Source organism: Clostridium sp. AM22-11AC (genome assembly GCF_003473545.1).
Taxonomy (GTDB): Bacteria; Bacillota; Clostridia; order Lachnospirales; family Lachnospiraceae; genus Enterocloster.
In genome coordinates this window covers 56,815-77,056 of sequence record NZ_QUCM01000002.1, presented here as the reverse complement: position 1 = coordinate 77,056, position 20,242 = coordinate 56,815, and the positions used below count along the sequence as shown (strand labels likewise).

The following is a 20,242-nucleotide window of genomic DNA, read 5'->3' as shown; positions in this document are numbered from 1 at the left end:
TCTCAGAGAGGGCATAAAACTATATAGCGTTAAATCTTCATCTTGGTATCAAGAGCATCACGGATACCGTCACCAATGAAGTTAATGCTCAATACAGTAAGGACCAGTACAACACCGGCGGGTACCCACATATACAGCTTTGTGGACAGGACACTGATGGACTGTGCATAATACAGAATGTTTCCCCAGGAAGCTTCCGGAGGCTGTACGCCAAGTCCTAAGAAACTTAAGGATGACTCTGTAATGATCGCCTGAGCGGTTCTGAATGTAAAGGAAATGATAACCGGTGCAAATGAGTTTGGCAGAACGTACCGAAGTAAGATCGTGCCGTTCTTTGCACCAATTGCTTTTGCTGATTCTACGTAATCCTTTTCCCTGACAGACAATACGCTTGCATAGATCAGTCTGGCAAACTCTGTCCAGCCAAGAAATCCGATTACTAATGTAACAGTTGTTACGGACTGTCCTAAAACACTGGCTAAAACCAGGATCAGGATCATGTTAGGGAATGACATGAAGATGTCTGCACATCTCATGATAACGGTTTCCACTGCGCCTCTGAAATATCCGGCAAACAGTCCCAACGGAACACCGATGGCCAAACTGATCAGTGCGGAACAGATACCAACCATCAGTGATACACGGCCACCAAAGATAAGTCTGGCAAACAAGTCTCTTCCTACGTCATCACAGCCTAACAGATGTTCAGCTGAAGGAGCACCGCCAAATGCCATGTAGTCCATGGAATAAGGATCTAACTTCATGATCGATGGAAGGAAGACAACTGCCAGTACTTCCAGGATCAGTACGATAGTGCCCATCATAGCCAGTCTATGGGCCAGGAATTTTTTGACTACGTCCCCGAAATAGGAGCTTCTGTTATTTTCTTTCGCCATTACGTCTACTCCTCTCCTACGAATAACGGATCTTCGGGTCTAAGAGACCATAAACAAGATCTACGATCATGTTACCGATCAGTACAGCTGCTGCAATGAAAACAGTGATACCCATGATCACCGGATAATCACGGGAGTTGATGGAAAGTACCATCAGGCTTCCAAGTCCCGGCCATGCAAAGATCTGTTCTGTAACAACAGCGCCGCCTACTAAGAATGGGATCATCATACCAATACGGGTGATGATCGGGATAAATGCGTTCTGAAGAGCATGTTTAAAAAGCACTCTGCCTTCTAACGCACCTTTTGCTCTTGCAGTACGGATGTAATCTTCCTGAAGTACATCAAGCATAGCGCCTCGGGTCTGACGGATCAGACTTCCTACCTGCTGGATGGAAAGGACCAGCATTGGAAGGAATAGGTGATGTAACAGCATCGGAAGGGTTCTGACACCTGATGTATCGTACATACCTCCACTTGGGAAGATCTTCAATACTACAGAAAGGAGATATACAAATACCAGTCCTGCAAAGAAGTTTGGGATGGCTGCTCCGATAAAGGAAAACGCAGAGGAAATGTAGTCCCAGGCTGTATAAGGCTTGTATGCGGACATGATTCCCAGAGGAATTGCGATCAGGATGGAGAACACCAGAGAGGACATGGTAAGGAGCAGTGTCGGTCCGATACGCTCGGAGATATCTGCCCAAACGGCGTGTCCTGTTCGGTAGGATGCACCCATATTTCCATGCAGGAGCTGTACCAGCCAGTTAAAATACTGTATCATGACCGGCTGGTCCAGTCCCAGCTTTGCTTTCATCGCTGCCATCTGTTCTGCTGTGGCATTAGGATCATTGAAGATCATTTCCAGAGGTGTACCAGGAGCCATTGAAGAAAGCACATATACTAAAACCGTGATCCCCAAAAAAGTAGGTATTGCAATTAATATTCTTTTTCCTATATATCTGAGCATTTGCATCCCTCTTTTCTTAAGATCTGTAAATTATAAGCTTCTTGCCTGCTCTACTGCTGCTCTTACCAGCTTCAGATCCTGCTCAGTTGCCAGTGTGCAGTCTGCGCCAAGGATAAATCCTTCTCTGCCGAAGTTCTCAACAACCTTGATAACTTCTCTTCTTACGTCGTACTCGTCACCATCTACCAGAACGCCGCTTCTGTTCTCTAATCCGCCAAGGATGGTCTTTCCCGGGAACTGCTTCTTGCCGTCTGCCAGAGTCATTGGTGCTTCGTATACGCCCCAGTTTACAACATCTGCCAGTGCAGCGTAATCTTCATCGTATCTCTTCATGTTCAGGCCGCTCTTGCACATATGTAAGAAGCAGTAGCCGCCTGCATCTTTGATTGCCTTCATGATCTTTAAGTCAAATGGTTTGATCCATTTTGCGAATTCTTCATCAGTGTACCATCTGGTCTCTGCGCCTAAACCTGCATAGTATACAGAGTCAACGCCTGCGTCCTTGATGTATCTTTCAGCCAGGATGCACATACCATCAGCAATTCTTTCCATAGAGTCTAACATCTTTTTCTCATCCCAACGGAGGAAGTCTACCTGCATCTGACGAACCTGATCGTAGTTGTAGCCTTCACCCATCTTCTCTAATGGATGGATACCGGAAGCACACATACCATGTAAAGTACCCATGGTGAAAGCGTCCTTATCAACTCCGTCCATGATCTTCTTGGTCATTTCGATCTGATCTTCGATGATGTTGGTGTTTCTGCTGAAGGATGGGATCAGTTCATAGTAATCCTTTGGTGTGCGGATCATTCCATAGTAAGGAACCAGATGCTCATTCATAACCTTTACGATATCAGTATCGGTCTCTTTGAAGAATTTCAGATGAGCTGCTACTGCCTCATCACCTACTGCCTGGTTCTTTGGGAAGTGCAGAGAGAATGAAGACGGGATGGCATCTACTTTCTTTCCTTCGATTGCTGCAATTACTCTTTCGCGCTTTGTCATTTTATTAATCCTCCTATAATATTCTTTTTAATATTATCTTTAATATTATTACAACAATTGTAGTCCTTATCCGGCCCAATGTCAACAAGTTTCTTTATACTTTGCACAACTTATTTTTTGTAAGCACTTTCTTTTTGCTCATTTCGCACAAAACTTATAAAACCTGCCGCTGGAAGCTTTTTCCAGATGCATGACAACATAAAAGAGCAGCTAACTTAATAGCTGCCCTTTATATTACCTACTTTTCCAGTAGGTTTCAAGTTGTTTTTGTGTTTTTTACAAATTTTTACATTTCCGATAGATCTGCTCTGTATTTACAATTGTTTTTGCACATCATTTTTTGCAGATCAGCCGTTTCATCTGGATCATAAGAGTCGGGATGAACGCTAAAACTGCCACCTGGAGCAGAGATACCACCGGCATACTCTGTACCTGGAACAGACGGTGAAGTCCAGGAATGAAAATCACCAGTCCTAAAAGCAGAGCACCTGCTCCGAAAGCGTAAAGACTGTAAGGATTGGTGCCAAAGCCCAGTTTAAAAATGGATTTCTTTCCCCTGCAGTTAAATCCGTGGAACAGTCTTGCCAGTGTTAAAGTGGAAAATGCCATGGTAGATGCCATCGCTGTGCTGCTTCTTAATCCCAGATAAAAAGCAGTTATGACTACTGCTGCGATCAACACACCCTGGGCTGCCATCTGGATCATGAAATCTTTTGTCATCAGCCCTTCTTTCGGATCTCTCGGCTTTTCTTTTAAAAGGCCTTCATCTGCCGGTTCCATGCCAATGGCAAGGGCCGGAAGGGAGTCAGTCAGAAGGTTGATAAACAGCAACTGCACCGGAGCGAAAGGCACCGGTAAAGCCATAAGGGAAGTATATAATACAGCAAAGATAGCAGCTGTATTGCCGGAAAGAAGATACAGCACTGCATTTTTAATATTTCTGTATACATTTCTTCCATTTGCCACAGCTTTAATGATCGTAGCAAAGTTATCATCTGCCAGGATCATGGCAGCAGCGTCCTTGGAAACCTCTGTTCCTGTAATTCCCATGGCAACACCAATATCTGCTTTTTTCAGTGCCGGGGCATCATTCACACCGTCTCCTGTCATGGAAACGATATTTCCCCGTCTCTGCCAGCCTTCTACAATGCGGATCTTATTTTCCGGTGAAACTCTGGCGTAAACGGATATTTTATCAATCTTCTGATCCAGTTCTTCTTCACTCATGGCATCTAATTCCATACCAGTAAGTGCCAGATCCCCTTCCTCAAAAATGCCGATCTGCTTTGCAATGGCTGTTGCCGTTACCTTATGGTCGCCTGTGATCATAACTGTCTTAATGCCTGCCTGCTTTGCCTCTGCCACTGCCCTTACAGACTCCGGTCTTGGAGGATCCACCATGGAGATCAGTCCCAGGAATACATAACCACATTCTGCCTGGGCGCAAAGCATTTCATTGGACTCCTTATAGGCAAAGGCCAGAACACGAAGACCATTTTCTGAAAAGTGCTGGTTCTGCAGGCGGATCTTTTCTTTTTCTTCCTCTGTCATAGGACGGATCCCATCACCATAGCGCACAGATACGCAGCGGTCTAACAGAACATCTACCGCACCTTTTGTAAGGATCGTAGGCACCCCGTGGATCCGGTATTTTGTACTCATCAGTTTCCGGTCAGAGTCAAAAGGGACCTCTTCTATACGGTCCATTACCTTTCTTAACGCATCCTCATGCATTCCCATTTTTCCAAAATAGCTGTCCGGAAGGACCTGGATCTTACGAAACATCTCCAAAAGAGCGTATTCTGTCGGATCACCAATTCCTTTGCCGTCTACAATGCTGGAATCATTAGTCAGTACTGCATCATAAAGAAGATAACGCTGTGTCTGGTCTGTAAGATCTAACTCTTTCCCGTCGATCACCTTTCCATCTACATAAACCTGCTGTACCGTCATCTTATTCTGGGTCAGTGTTCCTGTTTTGTCAGAACAGATCACAGATACACAGCCTAAGCTTTCCACTGCCTTTAATTTCTTGATAATGGCATTTTCTTTTGCCATTTTCTGGGTTCCAAATGCCTGGACAATGGTAACGATGGAAGTCAGTGCTTCCGGGATCGCTGCTACTGCCAGGGCTACTGCAAATAACAGTGCATCCAGAAGGCTCATTTTCCGGAACATGCAAAGGGCAAACACCAGGGCACAGACTACCATGATCAGGACTGCCAGTTTTCCACTGAACTGATCCAGGCTTTTCTGTAACGGTGTTTTCCGTTCTTCTGCCCCGTTCATCAGCCCTGCTATTTTACCGATCTCCGTATTCATACCTGTTGCTGTAACAAGAACAGTGGCTCTTCCGTAAGTTACTAGGCTGCCGGAATAGACCATATTGGTGCGGTCTGCCAGCGCTGCCTCTCCATTTAGTGCCATCTCCTGCTTATCTACATTAGTAGACTCTCCCGTAAGGGAGCTTTCATTGACCTGCAGGGAATAATTATGAAGGATCCTTCCGTCTGCAGCCACCATGTCCCCAGCCTCTAATTCCAGGATATCCCCCGGAACTACATCTTTTGCCGGTATTTCCTGCTTTCTGCCATCTCTTATAACCTTGGCATCCGGCGCAGACAGCTGTTTTAAACTCTCTAAGGACTTTTCTGCCTTCATATGCTGCACAGTTCCAAGGACCGCATTCATCACAAGGACTGCAAAAATAACAATGGTGCTTTCTTCATTTCCAGAAAACATGGATATGATAGCTGCACCGATCAGGATCACTACCATCAGATCCTTAAACTGGTCTAAAAAGACCTGAAAAGCACTTTTCTTTTTTTCCTCTAAGAGTACATTTTCCCCTTTTTCCAGACGGATCTTTTCTGCCTGTTCTGTAGTCAGTCCCTGTTCTGATGCCTGACAGGCTTTTAGCGCCTCCTGCGGTGACAGGTTCCACATATTTTTCTCTGTCATAATGTTCTCTCCTTTGTTTTAGTATGATCGGAAATGTTCCAGAAAAACAAAAGAGCGGGACTTTTATTGCACCAAAAATATGCAATAAAAGTCTCGCTCCATATACATGTGTACTGCCCGGCTGCAGGCCTAATGTATCTTCATTATCCTGCCGCGTGATGACGACCAGCACAACACAGAAAAATCTGTGTGAACTACTCCCTGATATCTAAACTTAAAATAACACAGCAGACTGCAAAATGTCAACGGTGAAATTTATCTGTACCGCTTTTTCATGGAAAATCCACGGCCGCTTACTTCGCTGACACGGTTTACTACCATAAAGCTTTCCGGATCAATGGTGTGGATCAGCTTTTCGATCTTTGGAACCTCCCTGTTGGAGATTACACTGAAGATCATCTGGGTCTCCTGTTTTAAATAGCCGGTCTCGCCGGAAAGCATGGTAACGCCGCGGTCCATTTCCGCCAAAATAGCTTCCCTTATCTCCTGGGCACGTTCACTGATGACTCTTACTTCTGTACGGGTGGTTCCCATAAGCATCAGTTTATCTAACACCAGTGTATATGTCATTACCAGGATCAGGCCATACAATACTTTCTCCGGTGGATTTCCCACTGCCTGGGCCAGTAAAATGCAGAAATCAAACACATACATGGAAACGGAAACAGGAATTTTAAAGTAATGGTTCAACACCAGCGGTGGGATATCCATTCCTCCTGTGGAAGCCCCTGCACGGATCACAATGCCTAAAGAACCGCCAATTCCCAATCCGGAAAAGATGGTACATAAAAACAGATCCTGGGTAAGCACCAGATCTCCAAAGACTTTCTCAAAAAATCCCAGTGCAATCGGATATACGAAGGTACTTACAACGGTTGTCAGAGCAAATTTTCGTCCCATGACCTTCCAGCCGATGAGAAGCATGGTTACATTAAATATAAGTACAAAGGTGGCTACCGGGATCCCAAAACTCCTGTTTAATGCCAGACCGATACCTGTCGTCCCCCCTGTAAGCAGGCCCGCAGGCATCAGAAACAGCTTTACAGCCAGGGCATACAGTATATTTCCCAGTATGACGATCATCAGCGAGCCGCCTTTTTGTAAATGGTCTTTCCAGTTTTCTGTATTTGTTTCCATTTTGTTTTCCCCTCTCTTACCCGTCCAATATTCGGGACTTTCATCATAAAAAAACACGCCTGTCAGGGAATTTTCCCTAACAGACGTGGATCAAGGCTTCTGCCTAATACAATTTTCAGTATAAAGAACGGAGGTCATTCTGTCAAGCAGGTTTCATTGCTTCATCATTTTTCCGTCAGTTTTTCTGTTCCTCATAAGTTAAAAAGGAGTCCATATACTGAATATACTCTTCTTTTGTAAATACCGGATGATAATTCTTAACGATCTCCTTTGCCTTTATAGCCCCGTTTCTAAGCAGGCGATATGCAGACAGGGCGAAGATCTTGGCAGTGACAATATAAGCCAGTTCTTCATCTACAATATCAAAGTCTACTGTATGAAGTCCATTTACTTTTCCGCCTGTATTAAAAGTAAGCACAGGCTGGATGTGCTGTACATCTCCTACATCCGTAGAACCGCCAGAATGATGAGTGATATCTTTCTCCACTACGGTATACTCCTTTTCGCTGGTGGCTGCTGCGATCTTAGCTGCCGCAAGTACATCTTCATCTGCCGGTGTTTTTAAAGTTGGAAGATACCCTGGGGCTGTTGTGATCTGGCAGGTGGCTCCAATGGCAGCTGCACCTGCCTTAAATGCACGGTCGGTCTTAAAGGCTGCGTCTGCAATGGCGTCTTTATTTGAGGCACGCACCAGGGTTTCGATCACTACCTCATCCGGAACTACATTGACCAGATTGCCGCCTTTTGTAATGATGGGATGGACTCTTACATGGTCTTCATCCTTAAATGTTTCTCTTTGATAGGCTAAGGCTGAAAGACCAAGAGAAGCCGCATTTAAAGCATTAATTCCCTTATATGGCGCACCTGCTGCATGGGCAGCCACTCCTTTATAGCGGATGACCTTGGAAACAAAACCGTTATTAGAAGTAGCACCTACGCAGATATCCTCATCTTCTGTGTGATGTACGATATCCAGGTCAATATCATCAAAAGCGCCAATGCGGATCAACTCGCATTTTCCACCGCCATAGCGGATCTTTCCCTCTTTTGTCAGCTGGTTTTTAAATTCGATCTCCCCATATTCCTCTGCAGGAACAGCAAAAAATACCACCTGACCGTCTAAGGTCTCCTTAACTTTCGAATCTGTAAGAGCGAAAGCCGCCCCGATCACACCTGCCATCTGGGCATGATGACCGCAGCAGTGGGCTGCCTGGGTTTCCGGATTTGCGTATTTATGTTCCGGAATGCGAAGAGCGTCTAATTCCCCGATCAGCGCCAGACTTACATTGTCCTTTTTCTCTTCGTTTAAATATGCCTTTACGCCTGTAACTGCCAGATGCTCTTTTACAGGGAGATTTAACTTTTTCATCAACCGGGTAAATTTTTCCGCAGTCTTAAATTCCTTGTATCCAAGCTCCGCATGTGTATACATATCTCTTGCAAAAGCTATGATCTCATCTCTGTTTGCCTCGATCAGATCCACAATACGTTTCTCTGTTTCGTCTAACTGTACTCCCATTTTGCCTTCCTCCTTGTTTTCCCCATACAACCTGTCCATATAATTTCAGGCGCTCCGAAACTATTGGTCCGAAACGCCTGAAACTGCCTTACAGACTGCGTACATCCGCAGATCTGTTACTTATCTGTTTTCAATATCCATTAACATCTGAACACGGCGCTCATGACGTCCGCCTTCAAACTTTGCATCCAGCCATGCTTCTGTGATCATCTTAGCTAACTCGCTGCCTACCACTCTTGCGCCAAATGCAAGGACATTGGAGTTGTTGTGCATTCTGGAAAGCTTTGCAGTATATGGCTCGCTGCATACGCAGGCGCGGATGCCTTTTACCTTGTTTGCTGCTAAAGAGATACCTACGCCGGTACCGCAGATAGCAATACCCAGATCAGCTTCACCGGAAGCAACTGCGCGTCCTACTTTTTCACCGTAAACCGGATAATCGCAGCTTTCTGTGCTGTTGGTTCCAAGGTCGATCACTTCGTATCCCTTGCTCTCAACAAATTCCTTGATGATGTTCTTCAGCTCAATGGCTGTATGGTCATTTCCCATTGCGATCTTCATAATACTAAATCTCCTCTTTCTTAAAAAACTTTTTTATTTTATCTAATCTGGATGTCATGGACATCAAAAGCAGATCTGCCACTGTAAGAGCAGCCATTGCTTCCACTACTACCACAGCTCTTGGAACGATCACCGGGTCATGGCGGCCCTTGATCTCGATCTCCCGCTCTTTTCCATAGCGGTCTACTGTTTTCTGTATCTGTGAAATAGACGGTGTTGGCTTAAATGCCGCCCGCATCACCAACGTACTTCCATCACTCATGCCCCCTAAGGTGCCGCCGGAATGATTGGTGACTTTACATGGTCTTCCGTCTTTTCCTATAATAAAGCAGTCGTTATCCTGAGAGCCTAAAGAGGCGGCTGCTTCAAAGCCATCTCCGATTTCAAAGCCTTTTACAGCGCCGATGGACATAATGGCTTTTCCCAGCGCAGCATCCAGCTTATCAAAAACAGGTTCTCCTACGCCTGCAGGAAGTCCGTTTACAACACACTCGATCACACCGCCGCAGGAGTCTTTCCTCTGTATCATATCTTCCAGATAACTCTCTGCCTCTGCTGCCGCTTTTTTATCCGGCATATACAGGCGGTTATTGGAAATTTCTTCCAGATCCATCTTAGAATGGTCGATCTTTACAGGTCCCACTGCACTGGTGTATGCCTGAACCGTAATTCCAAGGCTTTCAAGGAGCTTTGCTGCTACAGCACCTGCTGCCACTCTTCCAATGGTCTCTCTTCCGGAAGAACGTCCGCCGCCCCGGTAATCACGAAAGCCATACTTTTCATCAAAGGTATAATCTGCATGGCCCGGACGGTATACATCCATAATATTGCTGTAATCACGGGAGCGCTGGTCTGTGTTGCGGATCACAATAGAGATTGGTGTTCCTGTTGTTTTTCCCTCAAAAACACCGGATAAGATCTCTGCCTTATCTCCTTCGCTTCTGGCTGTGGTAAATTTGCTCTGTCCCGGTTTTCTCCGGTCTAAATATTTCTGGATATCTTCTTCATTTAAAGGAAGTCCTGCTGGACAGCCGTCCACTACAACGCCAACGCCTGCCCCATGGGACTCTCCCCAGGTACTTATCTTAAAAATCGTTCCGTATACTGAACCTGACATGTTATTAATCTCCTATTTTTACAATGGCACAGCAGTTAGGTTCATTTACAGGAATACTTCTTCCGCTCATAACCAGAAGGCCTTTTTCATAATCTACTTTAAAGAAACTGATGGTGCCGCTGTCATGGTTTACAGAAGCAATATGTCTTCCATCCGGGAATACAGCTACATCCTTTGGATATGCGCCGCTGATCGGCAGACAGCATATCATGGTCAGAAGGCCTGTCTCCTCATCTCTCTTGTAAACACTAATGGTATTTTCTCCTGCATTGGTGCAATATATGTATTTCTGGTCAACAGACATTCTCATGGCGCAGGCAGCAGTCAGGTTGTCCGGCTTCTTGGTAGAAGTGGTGGAAATGGTCTGGATCTTTTCGATCACAGGTGCTCTGTCTCCAGTCTTGTAGGTGTATACATCAATTGCTTTCTTTAATTCATACATCAGATAAATGAATTTTCCGTCTTTGCTGTAACGGAAATGTCTTGGCGCAGACTCTAACTCACAGCGGATGGCGTCTACCTGGACTAATCTCTGTTCTTTATCATTAAAACGGTAGATTTTAACCTGGTCAATACCATTATCTACACTGAGTACAAAGCGGTTGTCAGGCATTCTTCTGGTGCAGGTCACATGCGGGCGGAAGTTACGCTCTGCCACACTGCCGTATCCTCTGTCAAATACACCGTCTACGATCTTTCCTACAGAACCGTCCGGGTTCAGACTTAATACCGTAGTCTTTCCATCGTGATAACCGGAAACGAATACATATTTATCCTCTTCATCGGTACAAAGGTGGCAGCCTCTCATTCCACGGATCGGGGCACTGTTTAAACGTGCCAGGCTTCCGTTTGGAAGGATACGGAAAGATACAACGCCTTCATCTGCAATGGAATACAGTGTCTTTCCGTCACTGGATGCAATTACATAAGAAGAATTGTCCACTTCGATCTCGCAGCGCTCTTTAAACATTCCATTTTCTACATCTACATCAAATACGGTGATTCCCTTTGCTTTTCCCGTATAGGAATAGGAACCCACATACGCCATATACTTACCGCTCATACAGCTTACCTCCCTGGATATTGTCTGTGTTTTTCCACTCACGGACACGCACCAATGTGCTCTGTTGTCTGCTGCTGCAGACGGTTCCGTTCGCGCTTATTTTTCCATGCGTTCATCATACCATACATTTAATTATTTGTTAACCTGTAAGTTTCAGAAAAGGTATTGACACTATTCTCATTTAATGTATAATGGAACTCGACTTTGTTTAATAATACTAAACTTTTTGCTTATTTTTATATTCAGTTAGTATTTGTAAACTTTGTGTATAAGAAATGTTACTTACAGGTAAAACAGGAGGATATCATGGATATCGGCAACAAACTGAAAGAACTGCGTGTTTTAAAAGGACTGACGCAGGAGGAACTGGCGGACCGTTCCGAGCTTTCCAAGGGATTTATTTCCCAGCTGGAGCGCAATCTTACCTCCCCTTCCATCACCACCCTTATGGACATCCTGCAGTGCCTTGGTACCAGTATCGGAGAGTTTTTCAACGAGGCTCCTGATGAACAGATCGTATTCGGAAAACAGGACTATTTTGTTAAGGAAGACACCGAATACAAAAACGAGATCAAATGGATCATTCCCAATGCCCAGAAAAATACCATAGAGCCCATTTACCTGACCTTACAGGCCGGTGGCTCTACCTGTCCGGACACACCTCATGAAGGAGAAGAATTTGGCTACGTCCTTCAGGGAGCTGTGTCTATCCATCTGGGAAATAAGACTTATAAAGCCAAAAAAGGGGAATCCTTTTATTATACAGCTGACAAAACCCATTTCCTGTCCAGTAAAAACGGGGCAACCCTGATCTGGGTCAGCTCACCACCAAGCTTTTAGTATGTCCTCCCGAAACTTTGGGAGAACGGATCACCACACCTACGAAAAAGGAGAACTGCGCACATGAGCCAGCCATTGATTGATTTACAGCATATTTCAAAAAGCTTTGACGGGGAAATGGTCTTAGATGACCTGAACCTTTCTATAAAAGAAAACAGCTTCGTGACCTTACTGGGTCCCAGCGGCTGCGGAAAATCCACTACTCTGCGTATTTTAGGCGGTTTTACCCCGCCTGATAAGGGAAACGTTATTTTTGACGGTCAGGACATTACCAAGCTGCCGCCAAACAAGCGCCAGTTAAACACTGTATTCCAGAAATACGCTCTGTTCCCACATATGACCATTGCGGAAAACATTGCTTTCGGCTTAAAGATCAAAAACAAGCCAAAGAGCTACATTGACGATAAGATCAAATATGCCTTAAAGCTGGTAAACCTGTCCGGTTTTGAAAAAAGGGATGTTATCTCTCTTTCCGGCGGTCAGCAGCAGCGTATCGCCATTGCAAGAGCCATTGTAAATGAGCCGCGTGTCCTGCTCCTTGACGAGCCTTTAGGCGCTCTGGACCTGAAGCTGCGCCAGGACATGCAGTATGAGCTGATCCGACTGAAAAATGAGTTAGGCATTACCTTTATCTATGTTACCCATGACCAGGAAGAAGCACTTACTATGTCTGATACCATCGTAGTTATGAACCAGGGCTATATCCAGCAGATGGGTTCCCCGGAGCAGATCTACAATGAGCCGGAAAATGCTTTCGTTGCCGACTTTATCGGTGAGAGCAACATTGTACCTGGCCTTATGATCCATGATGAACTGGTCGAGATCTTCGGAGCAAAATTCGCCTGTGTTGACAAGGGCTTTGGAAACAACAAACCTGTAGACGTTGTGATCCGCCCTGAGGATATTGACCTGTTAAAGCCGGAAGAAGGCACACTTCAGGGTGTTGTCACCCACCTGATCTTTAAGGGCGTTCACTATGAAATGGAAGTGACTACCCCGGATGGTTTTGAGTGGCTGGTACACTCCACCGATATGTTCCCAGTTGGCCAGCAGGTAGGACTTCATGTAGATCCTTTCGACATTCAGATCATGAATAAGCCTGCTTCTGAAGATGAGGAGGCACTGGGAGTCAATGAATAATGATAAAAAAAAATCCGTGGCTATTGGACGGGCACTGCTCTCCGGTCCTTATCTGATCTGGATGATCGGTTTTACCATCATTCCGCTGGCACTTATTTTCTGGTACGGCATTACAACTAAAAACGGTAACCTGACACTGGCAAACATCACAGCCATCATGAGCCCGGATCACTGGAAGGCCTTATGGCTGTCCCTTGGACTGTCTCTTATCAGTACAGTCCTCTGTCTGGTCCTGGCATATCCTCTTGCCATGATCCTTCGCGGAAGAGGCAGCTCTGCCAGCGGCTTTATTGTATTTATCTTCATCCTTCCTATGTGGATGAACTTCCTGCTGCGCACTATGGCATGGCAGACATTACTTGAAAGAAATGGTGTGATCAACGGTATCCTGGCATGGCTTCACCTGCCAAAGCAGAACCTGATCAACACCCCGGCAGCCATTGTCCTTGGAATGGTATACAACTTCCTTCCATTCATGGTACTGCCTATCTACAATGTACTTGCAAAAATTGACGACAACACCATCAATGCCGCAAAGGACTTAGGCGCCAATACTTTACAGACTCTGTTCTTTATCTGGCTGCCTTTAAGCCTTCCAGGTATTATCAGCGGTATTACCATGGTATTCGTGCCTTCCCTTACCACATTCGTTATCTCCGACCTGTTAGGCGGAAGCAAGATCCTGCTGATCGGTAATGTAATTGAACAGGAGTTTACAAAGGGAAATAACTGGCACTTGGGAAGCGGTCTGTCTCTGGTCTTAATGGTATTTATCCTGATCAGCATGGCCATGATCGCAAAATACGATAAAAACGGAGAAGGGACGGCATTCTGATGACAAAAGGCAAAGAACGGTTTCGGAAGTTTATTTCCGACTTTTATTTAGTGATTATCCTTATCTTCCTTTATGCCCCGATTTTTACTATGATGGTCCTTTCTTTTAATCAGTCAAAATCAAGGACCCACTGGGGCGGCTTTACTTTAAGCTGGTATACACAGATGTTTGAAAGCCGGGCGATCATGTATGCATTATACACGACTCTGTTAGTAGCAATGATCTCCGCACTGGTGGCAACTGTTATTGGAACTGTAACAGCGATCGCTATCAGCCATATGAAACCTGTTTCCAAAAATATTTTTATGAGCATCTCCAACATTCCTATGTTAAATGCAGATATCGTAACAGGTATCGCACTGATGCTGGCATTTATCGCTTTTGGCATTTCCCTGGGATTTAAGACAGTTCTTATTTCCCATATCACATTTAACATCCCTTATGTTATTTTAAGTGTTATGCCAAAATTAAAGCAGACAGACCGCTCTACTTATGAAGCAGCTTTAGACCTTGGCGCTTCTCCGGCTTATGCCTTTTTTGAGGTAGTTTTCCCGGATATCATGCCAGGTGTACTTTCCGGTTTCCTTCTGGCATTTACCATGTCACTGGATGATTTCATTATCACCCACTTTACAAAGGGCGCCGGCATCAATACTCTGTCTACCCTGATCTACAGTGAAGTACGCCGCGGTATCCGTCCTTCCATGTATGCCTTAAGCACTGTTATCTTTGTGGTGGTGCTGGTGGTACTGCTTATTGCAAATTTCCGTAAACAGCCGGAAAAAGACTAATATCAGAGACTGGAGGATCTAAGCTATCATGAAAATGCGTACATTCTGGGCTGCTGCTGCAGCTGCTGTAGGCTCCTGCGTGGTATCGATCGCTATTTTAGGAGTTCCCGGGGCAGAAAGCGGCGGCGGTACCTTAAAAGTATATAACTGGGGCGAATATATTGACGAGGATGTTATTACCCAGTTTGAAGATGAAACCGGTATTTCTGTTGTCTATGACGTTTTTGAAACAAACGAAGAAATGTATCCTGTTGTGGAAGCAGGCGGCGTTAAATATGATGTAGTATGTCCATCTGACTACATGATCCAACGAATGATCGACAACAATATGTTAGCCGAACTGGATTATGATAATATCCCCAACGCAAAGCAGATCGGGGATGATTACTGGAACATGAGTAAGGATTTTGACCCGAAAAACCAGTATGCAGTTCCTTACTGCTGGGGTACTGTAGGTATTCTTTATAATAAGCAGATGTTAGAGCAGTTAGGGGTTCCGAAGCCAACCAGCTGGGCTAATCTGTGGGATCCGAAACTTTCTGATGAGATCCTGATGCAGAACAGTATCCGCGATGCATTTATGATCGCATTAAAGCAGAAAGGCTATTCTTTAAATACTTCCAACCCGGAAGAACTAGCTGAAGCAAGGGATATGCTGATCCAGCAGAAACCTCTGGTACAGGCTTATGTTATTGACCAGGTAAGAGATAAAATGATCAACGGTGAAGCTGCAGAAGGCGTTATTTACTCTGGCGAAATGCTTTACATCCAGGAACAGATTGAAGAACTTGGTCTGGATTATGACCTGGAATATGTAGTTCCGGAAGAGGGAACCACTCTCTGGATCGACTGCTGGGTTGTTCCGAAAAATGCAGAAAATAAAGAAGCGGCTGAAAAATGGATCAATTTCTTATGCCGTCCTGATATTGCAAAGAAGAATTTTGACTACATCACCTATTCTACTCCAAATACAGGCGCATATGAGCTTTCTGATGAAGAACTACAGAATAATGAAGCCCTGTTCCCGGATATGGACTCTCCGGCAATGAAAAACAGTGAGATCCTGCGCTATCTTGGTGATGATACGGATAATATTTATAATGAAATGTGGAAAGAAGTTAAGGCACAGTAACTTTCATGCCAAAATTTATTTTTCAGGGAATTTTATCAATAAGGATTTATTGCAATTTCCATTACTTGTAAATATGATTTTTCTATGATAAAATTATTGTAATTAGTGGGAGCGTGTCTGAAAATTTTTGTCACGATTTTCGGATGCGCTCTACGGCTACTTTGAGTTCTAATGAAAGGGCGTGTTGTTGTGAAAATACAGGAATCTGCTGAAAATTATCTGGAGACCATACATATGCTCAGCAAGCATAAACCTTATGTGCGTTCCATTGATATTGCAAATGAATTAAGCTTTTCCAAACCAAGTGTCAGCGTTGCCATGAAGAACCTGCGTGAAAATGGCTATATCCACATGGATGACCAGGGCCACATCACTCTGACCCAGACTGGTCAGGATATTGCTGATAAGATGTATGAGCGTCATATTATGCTGTCTAACTGGCTGATCTACCTGGGCGTGGACGAAAAAACCGCTGTGGAAGATGCCTGCAAGATCGAGCATGTTCTCAGCTCCCAGAGTTTCCAGGCTATTAAGAAACATATTACTCAGGGAAATGAGCTTCCTGCTGATATGAAGGAAGAAGAGTAATCAGCAAAGGCGCCACCGGCGCCTCTTTGATATGCCAAACAATAAATTTTTGAGCTATGAAAGAGGGATTGTTATGTTAAAGGATCTTGTGAAGAAATGTCGTTCTTACCGCCGTTTTTTTCAGGAGGTTTCTATTCCTTATGAAGACCTGAAGGATATGGTGGATACAGCCCGTCTGACCGGTTGTACAAAGAACTGCCAGGGGCTTAAGTTTAAGCTGATCTCTACACCTGAAGAGTGTGCAAAAGTATTCCCGTCTTTGTTATGGGCCGGTGCCTTAAAGGACTGGGACGGACCTGCAGATGGAGAACGTCCAAGTGCTTATGTGCTGGTACTTGAGGATCTTTCTATTGGAAAAAATCTGATGTGGGATGAGGGCATTGTTTCCCAGACGATCATGCTTTCTGCTGTTGAGAAGGGATATGGCGGCTGTATGATCGGAAGCTGCAAACGTGTTGAGATCTTAGAAGCTGTTGAGCTTGATCCACAGCGTTATAGTCTTGCGCTGGTGCTGGCTCTTGGTAAGCCGAAGGAAGAAGTTCGTATGGTGCCGGTTGGCGAGGATGGCAGTACAACTTATTACCGGGATGAGAATCAGGTGCATTATGTGCCGAAACGGGCGTTGGAAGATATTCTGGTTTAGGATGTTTGAAAATTTAGGCGGTCACAGGGCGTGGCCGTCTTTTTGCATTTTGGGAAGGAGATTTCTGATATGATGGTTAAGCATATTTCTATTGAAGTTACTTCTAAACAGACTAAAAAGCCTGTTTTCGGTGGTCCGGCGGATCTTACTGCTTATATTTTGGAACCGGTGGATGGTATTCTGGATAAAAAGAGGCCGGCTGTGCTGCTTTGCCCAGGCGGCGGATACCGTACACTTTCTACCAGAGAAGACCAGCCCATCGCTATGAAGTATCTGGCTGCTGGTTTTCATGTTTTTGTGCTTCATTACAGTCTGGCGCCGGATGTGTTTCCTCGGGCTTTGATGGAGCTGGCTCTTGCTATGAAGGTGATACGGGAGCATGGGGATGAGTGGAATGTGGATGTGGACAGGATCGCTGTTTCGGGCTTTTCTGCAGGCGGGCATCTGGCATGCTGTCTGGGCGTGTTCTGGGATGGGGAATGGTTGTATGGGGCTTTGGGGGTAAAGCCGGAAATGATACGGCCGGATGGGATGATCCTTTGTTATCCGGTTATTACTTCTGGAGAATATTGTCATAAAGGGTCATTTGAATGTCTTATGGGAGCTGAGGCTTCTAAGAAGGATGAAAAACTTCGCAGGCTTCTGTCCTTAGAGTATCAGGTGGGTCCTCAGGTTCCAAAAACTTTTTTATGGCATACCTGGACGGACCAGTCAGTGCCGGTAGAGAACAGCCTGTTGCTTTTACAGGCTTTAAGAAAGGCCGGAGTAAATGTGGAGGCGCATTTGTATCCGGTGGGGCCTCATGGGATCGCGCTTGGGACAGAAGAAACCCAGGGAATCGATCAGAAATATCTGGAGCCTTATTGTGATAGTTGGATGGGGCTAGCGATACGCTGGATTGAGAAGCAGCTGTGAGAATGTGAATGCTGAGAAATTGGCAGTGTGAGGTTTTAAGTTGTGAAGAAAACGGCCTAACATTTCACTTATCATTGTCCACTGGCTTTCGACATGCACCTGTTCGCCTGCATCGGACTACGTCCGCTGCATTCGGACAGCTGCGCCGGGGATGTGGACAATCGATAAGTGAAATACGGCCTGTGTATACAAGGAGTAAAAATTAAAGAAGCTTTTTATTCCATAGAGTTTTGGATGATGTTTAATATTGTTTCCAGATCAATGCCTTCATCAACAGAAAGGGAGTATGAAAAGTCTTGTGTTGTCCAGGTTGCAAGATAATATTTATCATGATTGCCTTTTATTGTAATATCAACACCGTTTACAACTTTATCTAATATCTGTTCATACTGGTTGTAATCACCGGAGATGTCGTCTGTTCCACTTGTTTTTCTGTAAGTCAGGGAATTATCGGTCCCCTCATATATGATCTGGGCAAATTCGTTCCAGCACCAGAGGTAAGAAGTAGACATAACTTTAAATGGCATATCTGCTTCAGAGATGTCTTTTACATTGAAACCGGCTTTTTTGGTCAGTTCTGCAAGGGACTTACATTCTTCCATACCGTATACGCTTCCTGCCAGTTCTGGATTGGGATCGGTGGATGATGGGTAAAAGGCATTTTTCATCATGGTTCCGCCTATGAGCAAAAGTGCGGTGCAGGCAGCAATGGATGCCATTTTCCGCAAGTGTGGGAATGTGACCACCTTGTGCGAAGTATTGGATACTTGTCTGGATACATTATTCAGTATATGAGTACGCATTTCATCGGTAACTTCTATTTTTTCCATGATCTCATGATAAGATTTACTCAAAATCATACGCCGCCTTTAATACTTGTTTTAAGGCTTCTCTGCCTCGTTTCAGATCGGACCGGATGCTGCTTTCGTTGCGGTTCAGGATCTTACTGATCTCTTTGGTGGGATAACCTTCCTGATAGTAGAGGTGAAGCACTTCTCTGTATTTTTCTGGCAATGCTTTTACTGCTTCCCATACAAAGGACAGATCTTCTCTTTCTTCTGCCACCAATGTTTCTTCCAGTTCGTCTGTTTCCCGGATCTTGTTATAATCTATTTTGTTTTTGCTTAAATTAGCTGCTACATGAAGAAGCCATGCTTTTTTATGGCTTTCGGTAAGGAACGCAGGAGATGATTGCATATATTTGATCAGGGTATCCTGCAGGATGTCCTCGGCATCACTCATGTTATGGAGATAGGAGTATGCAAGCCGCAGGATTGCATTACCATAGATATCCAATACTGTTTCTATAGCTGATGTATTTTGCAAAACACCCACAGGCGCCGTTTCTATCTTTCTTGCCCTGGTTGACAATATGGCTGCAAACAGATATGCAATACCATTAAGCACATTATCTACCAATGTATGCCATATGGACGTGCTGTTTATTTCCGGTAAAATACTGATGTTGCTGATACTATTCATCGTTTGGTTCCTTTATCCTCATCACTCTATCTGCTGGATGATATTTTCCATTTCACTCTCACTCAGTCCCGGAGTGCTTACAGAGTAAGTATAGCCTGCATCTGTCCATGTTGCCAGCATAACTTTTCCGTCATTGCCCTGTTCCATTATCTGGTTTTTATTTATATCCAACTGTGTTTTCTCGTTGTATGTGTTGTAATCACCGCTGATGTCATCAGAACCAATTCCTTTTCTAATAAGAATAGTGCTATCTGACTGATCGTCTTTTTCGTAAAATACCTGGATGACTTCTTTGTCTAATGTCTGAATCATGGTCCGTGTATAACCATCGATCTTTTCTGGAACTGTGATTGAAAATCCAACATTATCTTCTGCCTCGTTCAGATTTTTACAGTCTGTCCATGGATTTGGCATACCCACAGTTTCACTAACCGTTTCTTGTTCTTCTGCTGTTTTGGTTTCTGTTACTGCTTTTGTTACCTCTGGCGTTACGGGTTCTTTGGCTCCACATGCTGCCATAGAAGTCATTGTTGTTGCACACATTAAAACTAACATTAATTTTCTCATTTTTATAAGTCCTTTCGTATCTATAAAATATGATGTTGGGGTCAAAAGGTATTTTGACCCCTCTGATACCGAATTGC

20 protein-coding genes are annotated in these 20,242 nt (G+C 44.5%); 8 read left to right on the top strand and 12 right to left on the bottom strand.

Annotated elements, in window-relative coordinates; genetic code table 11:
- Positions 1–29: 29 nt before the first annotated feature.
- The 9 genes from DW251_RS03060 to DW251_RS03020 form a co-directional block, all read right to left on the bottom strand.
- Positions 30–896: an ABC transporter permease gene (locus DW251_RS03060; protein WP_118300209.1), complete on the bottom strand. Its 867-nt coding sequence runs from the start codon at positions 894–896 to the stop codon at positions 30–32.
- A 16-nt stretch (positions 897–912) separates the two neighbouring features.
- Positions 913–1,866 (bottom strand): ABC transporter permease, encoded by a 954-nt coding sequence (locus DW251_RS03055; protein ID WP_021868687.1) that lies wholly within the window; start codon positions 1,864–1,866, stop codon positions 913–915.
- Between the two features lie 30 nt (positions 1,867–1,896).
- Positions 1,897–2,874, bottom strand: coding sequence for a uroporphyrinogen decarboxylase family protein (locus DW251_RS03050; protein WP_021868688.1), 978 nt, complete (start codon positions 2,872–2,874; stop codon positions 1,897–1,899).
- Positions 2,875–3,207: 333 nt separating this feature from the next.
- Positions 3,208–5,835 (bottom strand): cation-translocating P-type ATPase, encoded by a 2,628-nt coding sequence (locus DW251_RS03045; RefSeq protein ID WP_021868689.1) that lies wholly within the window; start codon positions 5,833–5,835, stop codon positions 3,208–3,210.
- A 255-nt stretch (positions 5,836–6,090) separates the two neighbouring features.
- Entirely contained in the window at positions 6,091–6,972 is an 882-nt protein-coding gene (locus tag DW251_RS03040) for a YitT family protein (RefSeq protein WP_021868690.1), read from the bottom strand.
- A 175-nt stretch (positions 6,973–7,147) separates the two neighbouring features.
- Positions 7,148–8,491 carry an amidohydrolase gene (locus DW251_RS03035; protein WP_118300208.1) on the bottom strand — a complete coding sequence of 448 codons (1,344 nt, stop codon included), beginning with the start codon at positions 8,489–8,491 and terminating at the stop codon, positions 7,148–7,150.
- A gap of 120 nt (positions 8,492–8,611) precedes the next feature.
- The gene (gene rpiB / locus DW251_RS03030; protein ID WP_021868692.1) at positions 8,612–9,052 is read right to left on the bottom strand and encodes a ribose 5-phosphate isomerase B; all 441 of its coding nucleotides are present in this window, start codon (positions 9,050–9,052) and stop codon (positions 8,612–8,614) included.
- 4 nt (positions 9,053–9,056) lie between these two features.
- Complete coding sequence (gene aroC / locus DW251_RS03025; RefSeq protein WP_021868693.1) at positions 9,057–10,169, bottom strand: chorismate synthase; 1,113 nt, start codon at positions 10,167–10,169, stop codon at positions 9,057–9,059.
- Positions 10,170–10,173: 4 nt separating this feature from the next.
- Positions 10,174–11,232, bottom strand: a complete 1,059-nt coding sequence (locus DW251_RS03020) for a lactonase family protein (protein ID WP_021868694.1) — start codon at positions 11,230–11,232, stop codon at positions 10,174–10,176.
- A 306-nt stretch (positions 11,233–11,538) separates the two neighbouring features.
- On the opposite strand from DW251_RS03020, the gene DW251_RS03015 reads away from it, so the two are divergent.
- The 8 genes from DW251_RS03015 to DW251_RS02980 all read left to right on the top strand — a co-directional run bounded on the left by DW251_RS03015 (position 11,539) and on the right by DW251_RS02980 (position 18,116).
- Positions 11,539–12,072 carry a helix-turn-helix domain-containing protein gene (locus DW251_RS03015; protein WP_118300301.1) on the top strand — a complete coding sequence of 178 codons (534 nt, stop codon included), beginning with the start codon at positions 11,539–11,541 and terminating at the stop codon, positions 12,070–12,072.
- 63 nt (positions 12,073–12,135) lie between these two features.
- Positions 12,136–13,212, top strand: a complete 1,077-nt coding sequence (locus DW251_RS03010; RefSeq protein WP_021868696.1) for an ABC transporter ATP-binding protein — start codon at positions 12,136–12,138, stop codon at positions 13,210–13,212.
- The gene (locus DW251_RS03005; protein WP_021868697.1) at positions 13,205–14,047 is read left to right on the top strand and encodes an ABC transporter permease; all 843 of its coding nucleotides are present in this window, start codon (positions 13,205–13,207) and stop codon (positions 14,045–14,047) included. The genes DW251_RS03010 and DW251_RS03005 overlap by 8 nt, the downstream gene beginning before the upstream one ends.
- A complete protein-coding gene (locus DW251_RS03000) occupies positions 14,047–14,838 on the top strand; it encodes an ABC transporter permease (RefSeq protein ID WP_021868698.1) in 792 nt (263 codons plus the stop codon). Before DW251_RS03005 ends, DW251_RS03000 begins: the two co-directional genes overlap by 1 nt.
- 28 nt (positions 14,839–14,866) lie before the next feature.
- Positions 14,867–15,970, top strand: coding sequence for an ABC transporter substrate-binding protein (locus DW251_RS02995; protein ID WP_021868699.1), 1,104 nt, complete (start codon positions 14,867–14,869; stop codon positions 15,968–15,970).
- A gap of 189 nt (positions 15,971–16,159) precedes the next feature.
- Positions 16,160–16,558: a metal-dependent transcriptional regulator gene (locus tag DW251_RS02990; RefSeq protein WP_118300300.1), complete on the top strand. Its 399-nt coding sequence runs from the start codon at positions 16,160–16,162 to the stop codon at positions 16,556–16,558.
- Positions 16,559–16,631: 73 nt separating this feature from the next.
- A complete protein-coding gene (locus tag DW251_RS02985; protein ID WP_021868701.1) occupies positions 16,632–17,201 on the top strand; it encodes a nitroreductase family protein in 570 nt (189 codons plus the stop codon).
- 69 nt (positions 17,202–17,270) lie between these two features.
- The gene (locus DW251_RS02980) at positions 17,271–18,116 is read left to right on the top strand and encodes an alpha/beta hydrolase (protein WP_118300207.1); all 846 of its coding nucleotides are present in this window, start codon (positions 17,271–17,273) and stop codon (positions 18,114–18,116) included.
- Between the two features lie 215 nt (positions 18,117–18,331).
- On the opposite strand, the gene DW251_RS02975 is transcribed toward DW251_RS02980, so the two are convergent.
- The 3 genes from DW251_RS02975 to DW251_RS02965 form a co-directional block, all read right to left on the bottom strand.
- Positions 18,332–18,970 (bottom strand): hypothetical protein, encoded by a 639-nt coding sequence (locus DW251_RS02975; protein WP_147352212.1) that lies wholly within the window; start codon positions 18,968–18,970, stop codon positions 18,332–18,334.
- Positions 18,963–19,598, bottom strand: coding sequence for a sigma-70 family RNA polymerase sigma factor (locus DW251_RS02970; protein WP_021868802.1), 636 nt, complete (start codon positions 19,596–19,598; stop codon positions 18,963–18,965). Before DW251_RS02970 ends, DW251_RS02975 begins: the two co-directional genes overlap by 8 nt.
- A 21-nt stretch (positions 19,599–19,619) precedes the next feature.
- Positions 19,620–20,242: hypothetical protein (locus tag DW251_RS02965; protein ID WP_207663349.1), on the bottom strand; the 623-nt coding region annotated here is incomplete at its 5' end.

Coding starts and splice junctions, on each gene's coding strand:
- DW251_RS03060 (WP_118300209.1), bottom strand. CDS start 896: ATGGCGAAAGAAAATAACAGAAGCTCCTATTTCGGGGACGTAGTCAAA.
- DW251_RS03055 (WP_021868687.1), bottom strand. CDS start 1,866: ATGCTCAGATATATAGGAAAAAGAATATTAATTGCAATACCTACTTTT.
- DW251_RS03050 (WP_021868688.1), bottom strand. CDS start 2,874: ATGACAAAGCGCGAAAGAGTAATTGCAGCAATCGAAGGAAAGAAAGTA.
- DW251_RS03045 (WP_021868689.1), bottom strand. CDS start 5,835: ATGACAGAGAAAAATATGTGGAACCTGTCACCGCAGGAGGCGCTAAAA.
- DW251_RS03040 (WP_021868690.1), bottom strand. CDS start 6,972: ATGGAAACAAATACAGAAAACTGGAAAGACCATTTACAAAAAGGCGGC.
- DW251_RS03035 (WP_118300208.1), bottom strand. CDS start 8,491: ATGGGAGTACAGTTAGACGAAACAGAGAAACGTATTGTGGATCTGATC.
- rpiB (WP_021868692.1), bottom strand. CDS start 9,052: ATGAAGATCGCAATGGGAAATGACCATACAGCCATTGAGCTGAAGAAC.
- aroC (WP_021868693.1), bottom strand. CDS start 10,169: ATGTCAGGTTCAGTATACGGAACGATTTTTAAGATAAGTACCTGGGGA.
- DW251_RS03020 (WP_021868694.1), bottom strand. CDS start 11,232: ATGAGCGGTAAGTATATGGCGTATGTGGGTTCCTATTCCTATACGGGA.
- DW251_RS03015 (WP_118300301.1), top strand. CDS start 11,539: ATGGATATCGGCAACAAACTGAAAGAACTGCGTGTTTTAAAAGGACTG.
- DW251_RS03010 (WP_021868696.1), top strand. CDS start 12,136: ATGAGCCAGCCATTGATTGATTTACAGCATATTTCAAAAAGCTTTGAC.
- DW251_RS03005 (WP_021868697.1), top strand. CDS start 13,205: ATGAATAATGATAAAAAAAAATCCGTGGCTATTGGACGGGCACTGCTC.
- DW251_RS03000 (WP_021868698.1), top strand. CDS start 14,047: ATGACAAAAGGCAAAGAACGGTTTCGGAAGTTTATTTCCGACTTTTAT.
- DW251_RS02995 (WP_021868699.1), top strand. CDS start 14,867: ATGAAAATGCGTACATTCTGGGCTGCTGCTGCAGCTGCTGTAGGCTCC.
- DW251_RS02985 (WP_021868701.1), top strand. CDS start 16,632: ATGTTAAAGGATCTTGTGAAGAAATGTCGTTCTTACCGCCGTTTTTTT.
- DW251_RS02980 (WP_118300207.1), top strand. CDS start 17,271: ATGATGGTTAAGCATATTTCTATTGAAGTTACTTCTAAACAGACTAAA.
- DW251_RS02970 (WP_021868802.1), bottom strand. CDS start 19,598: ATGAATAGTATCAGCAACATCAGTATTTTACCGGAAATAAACAGCACG.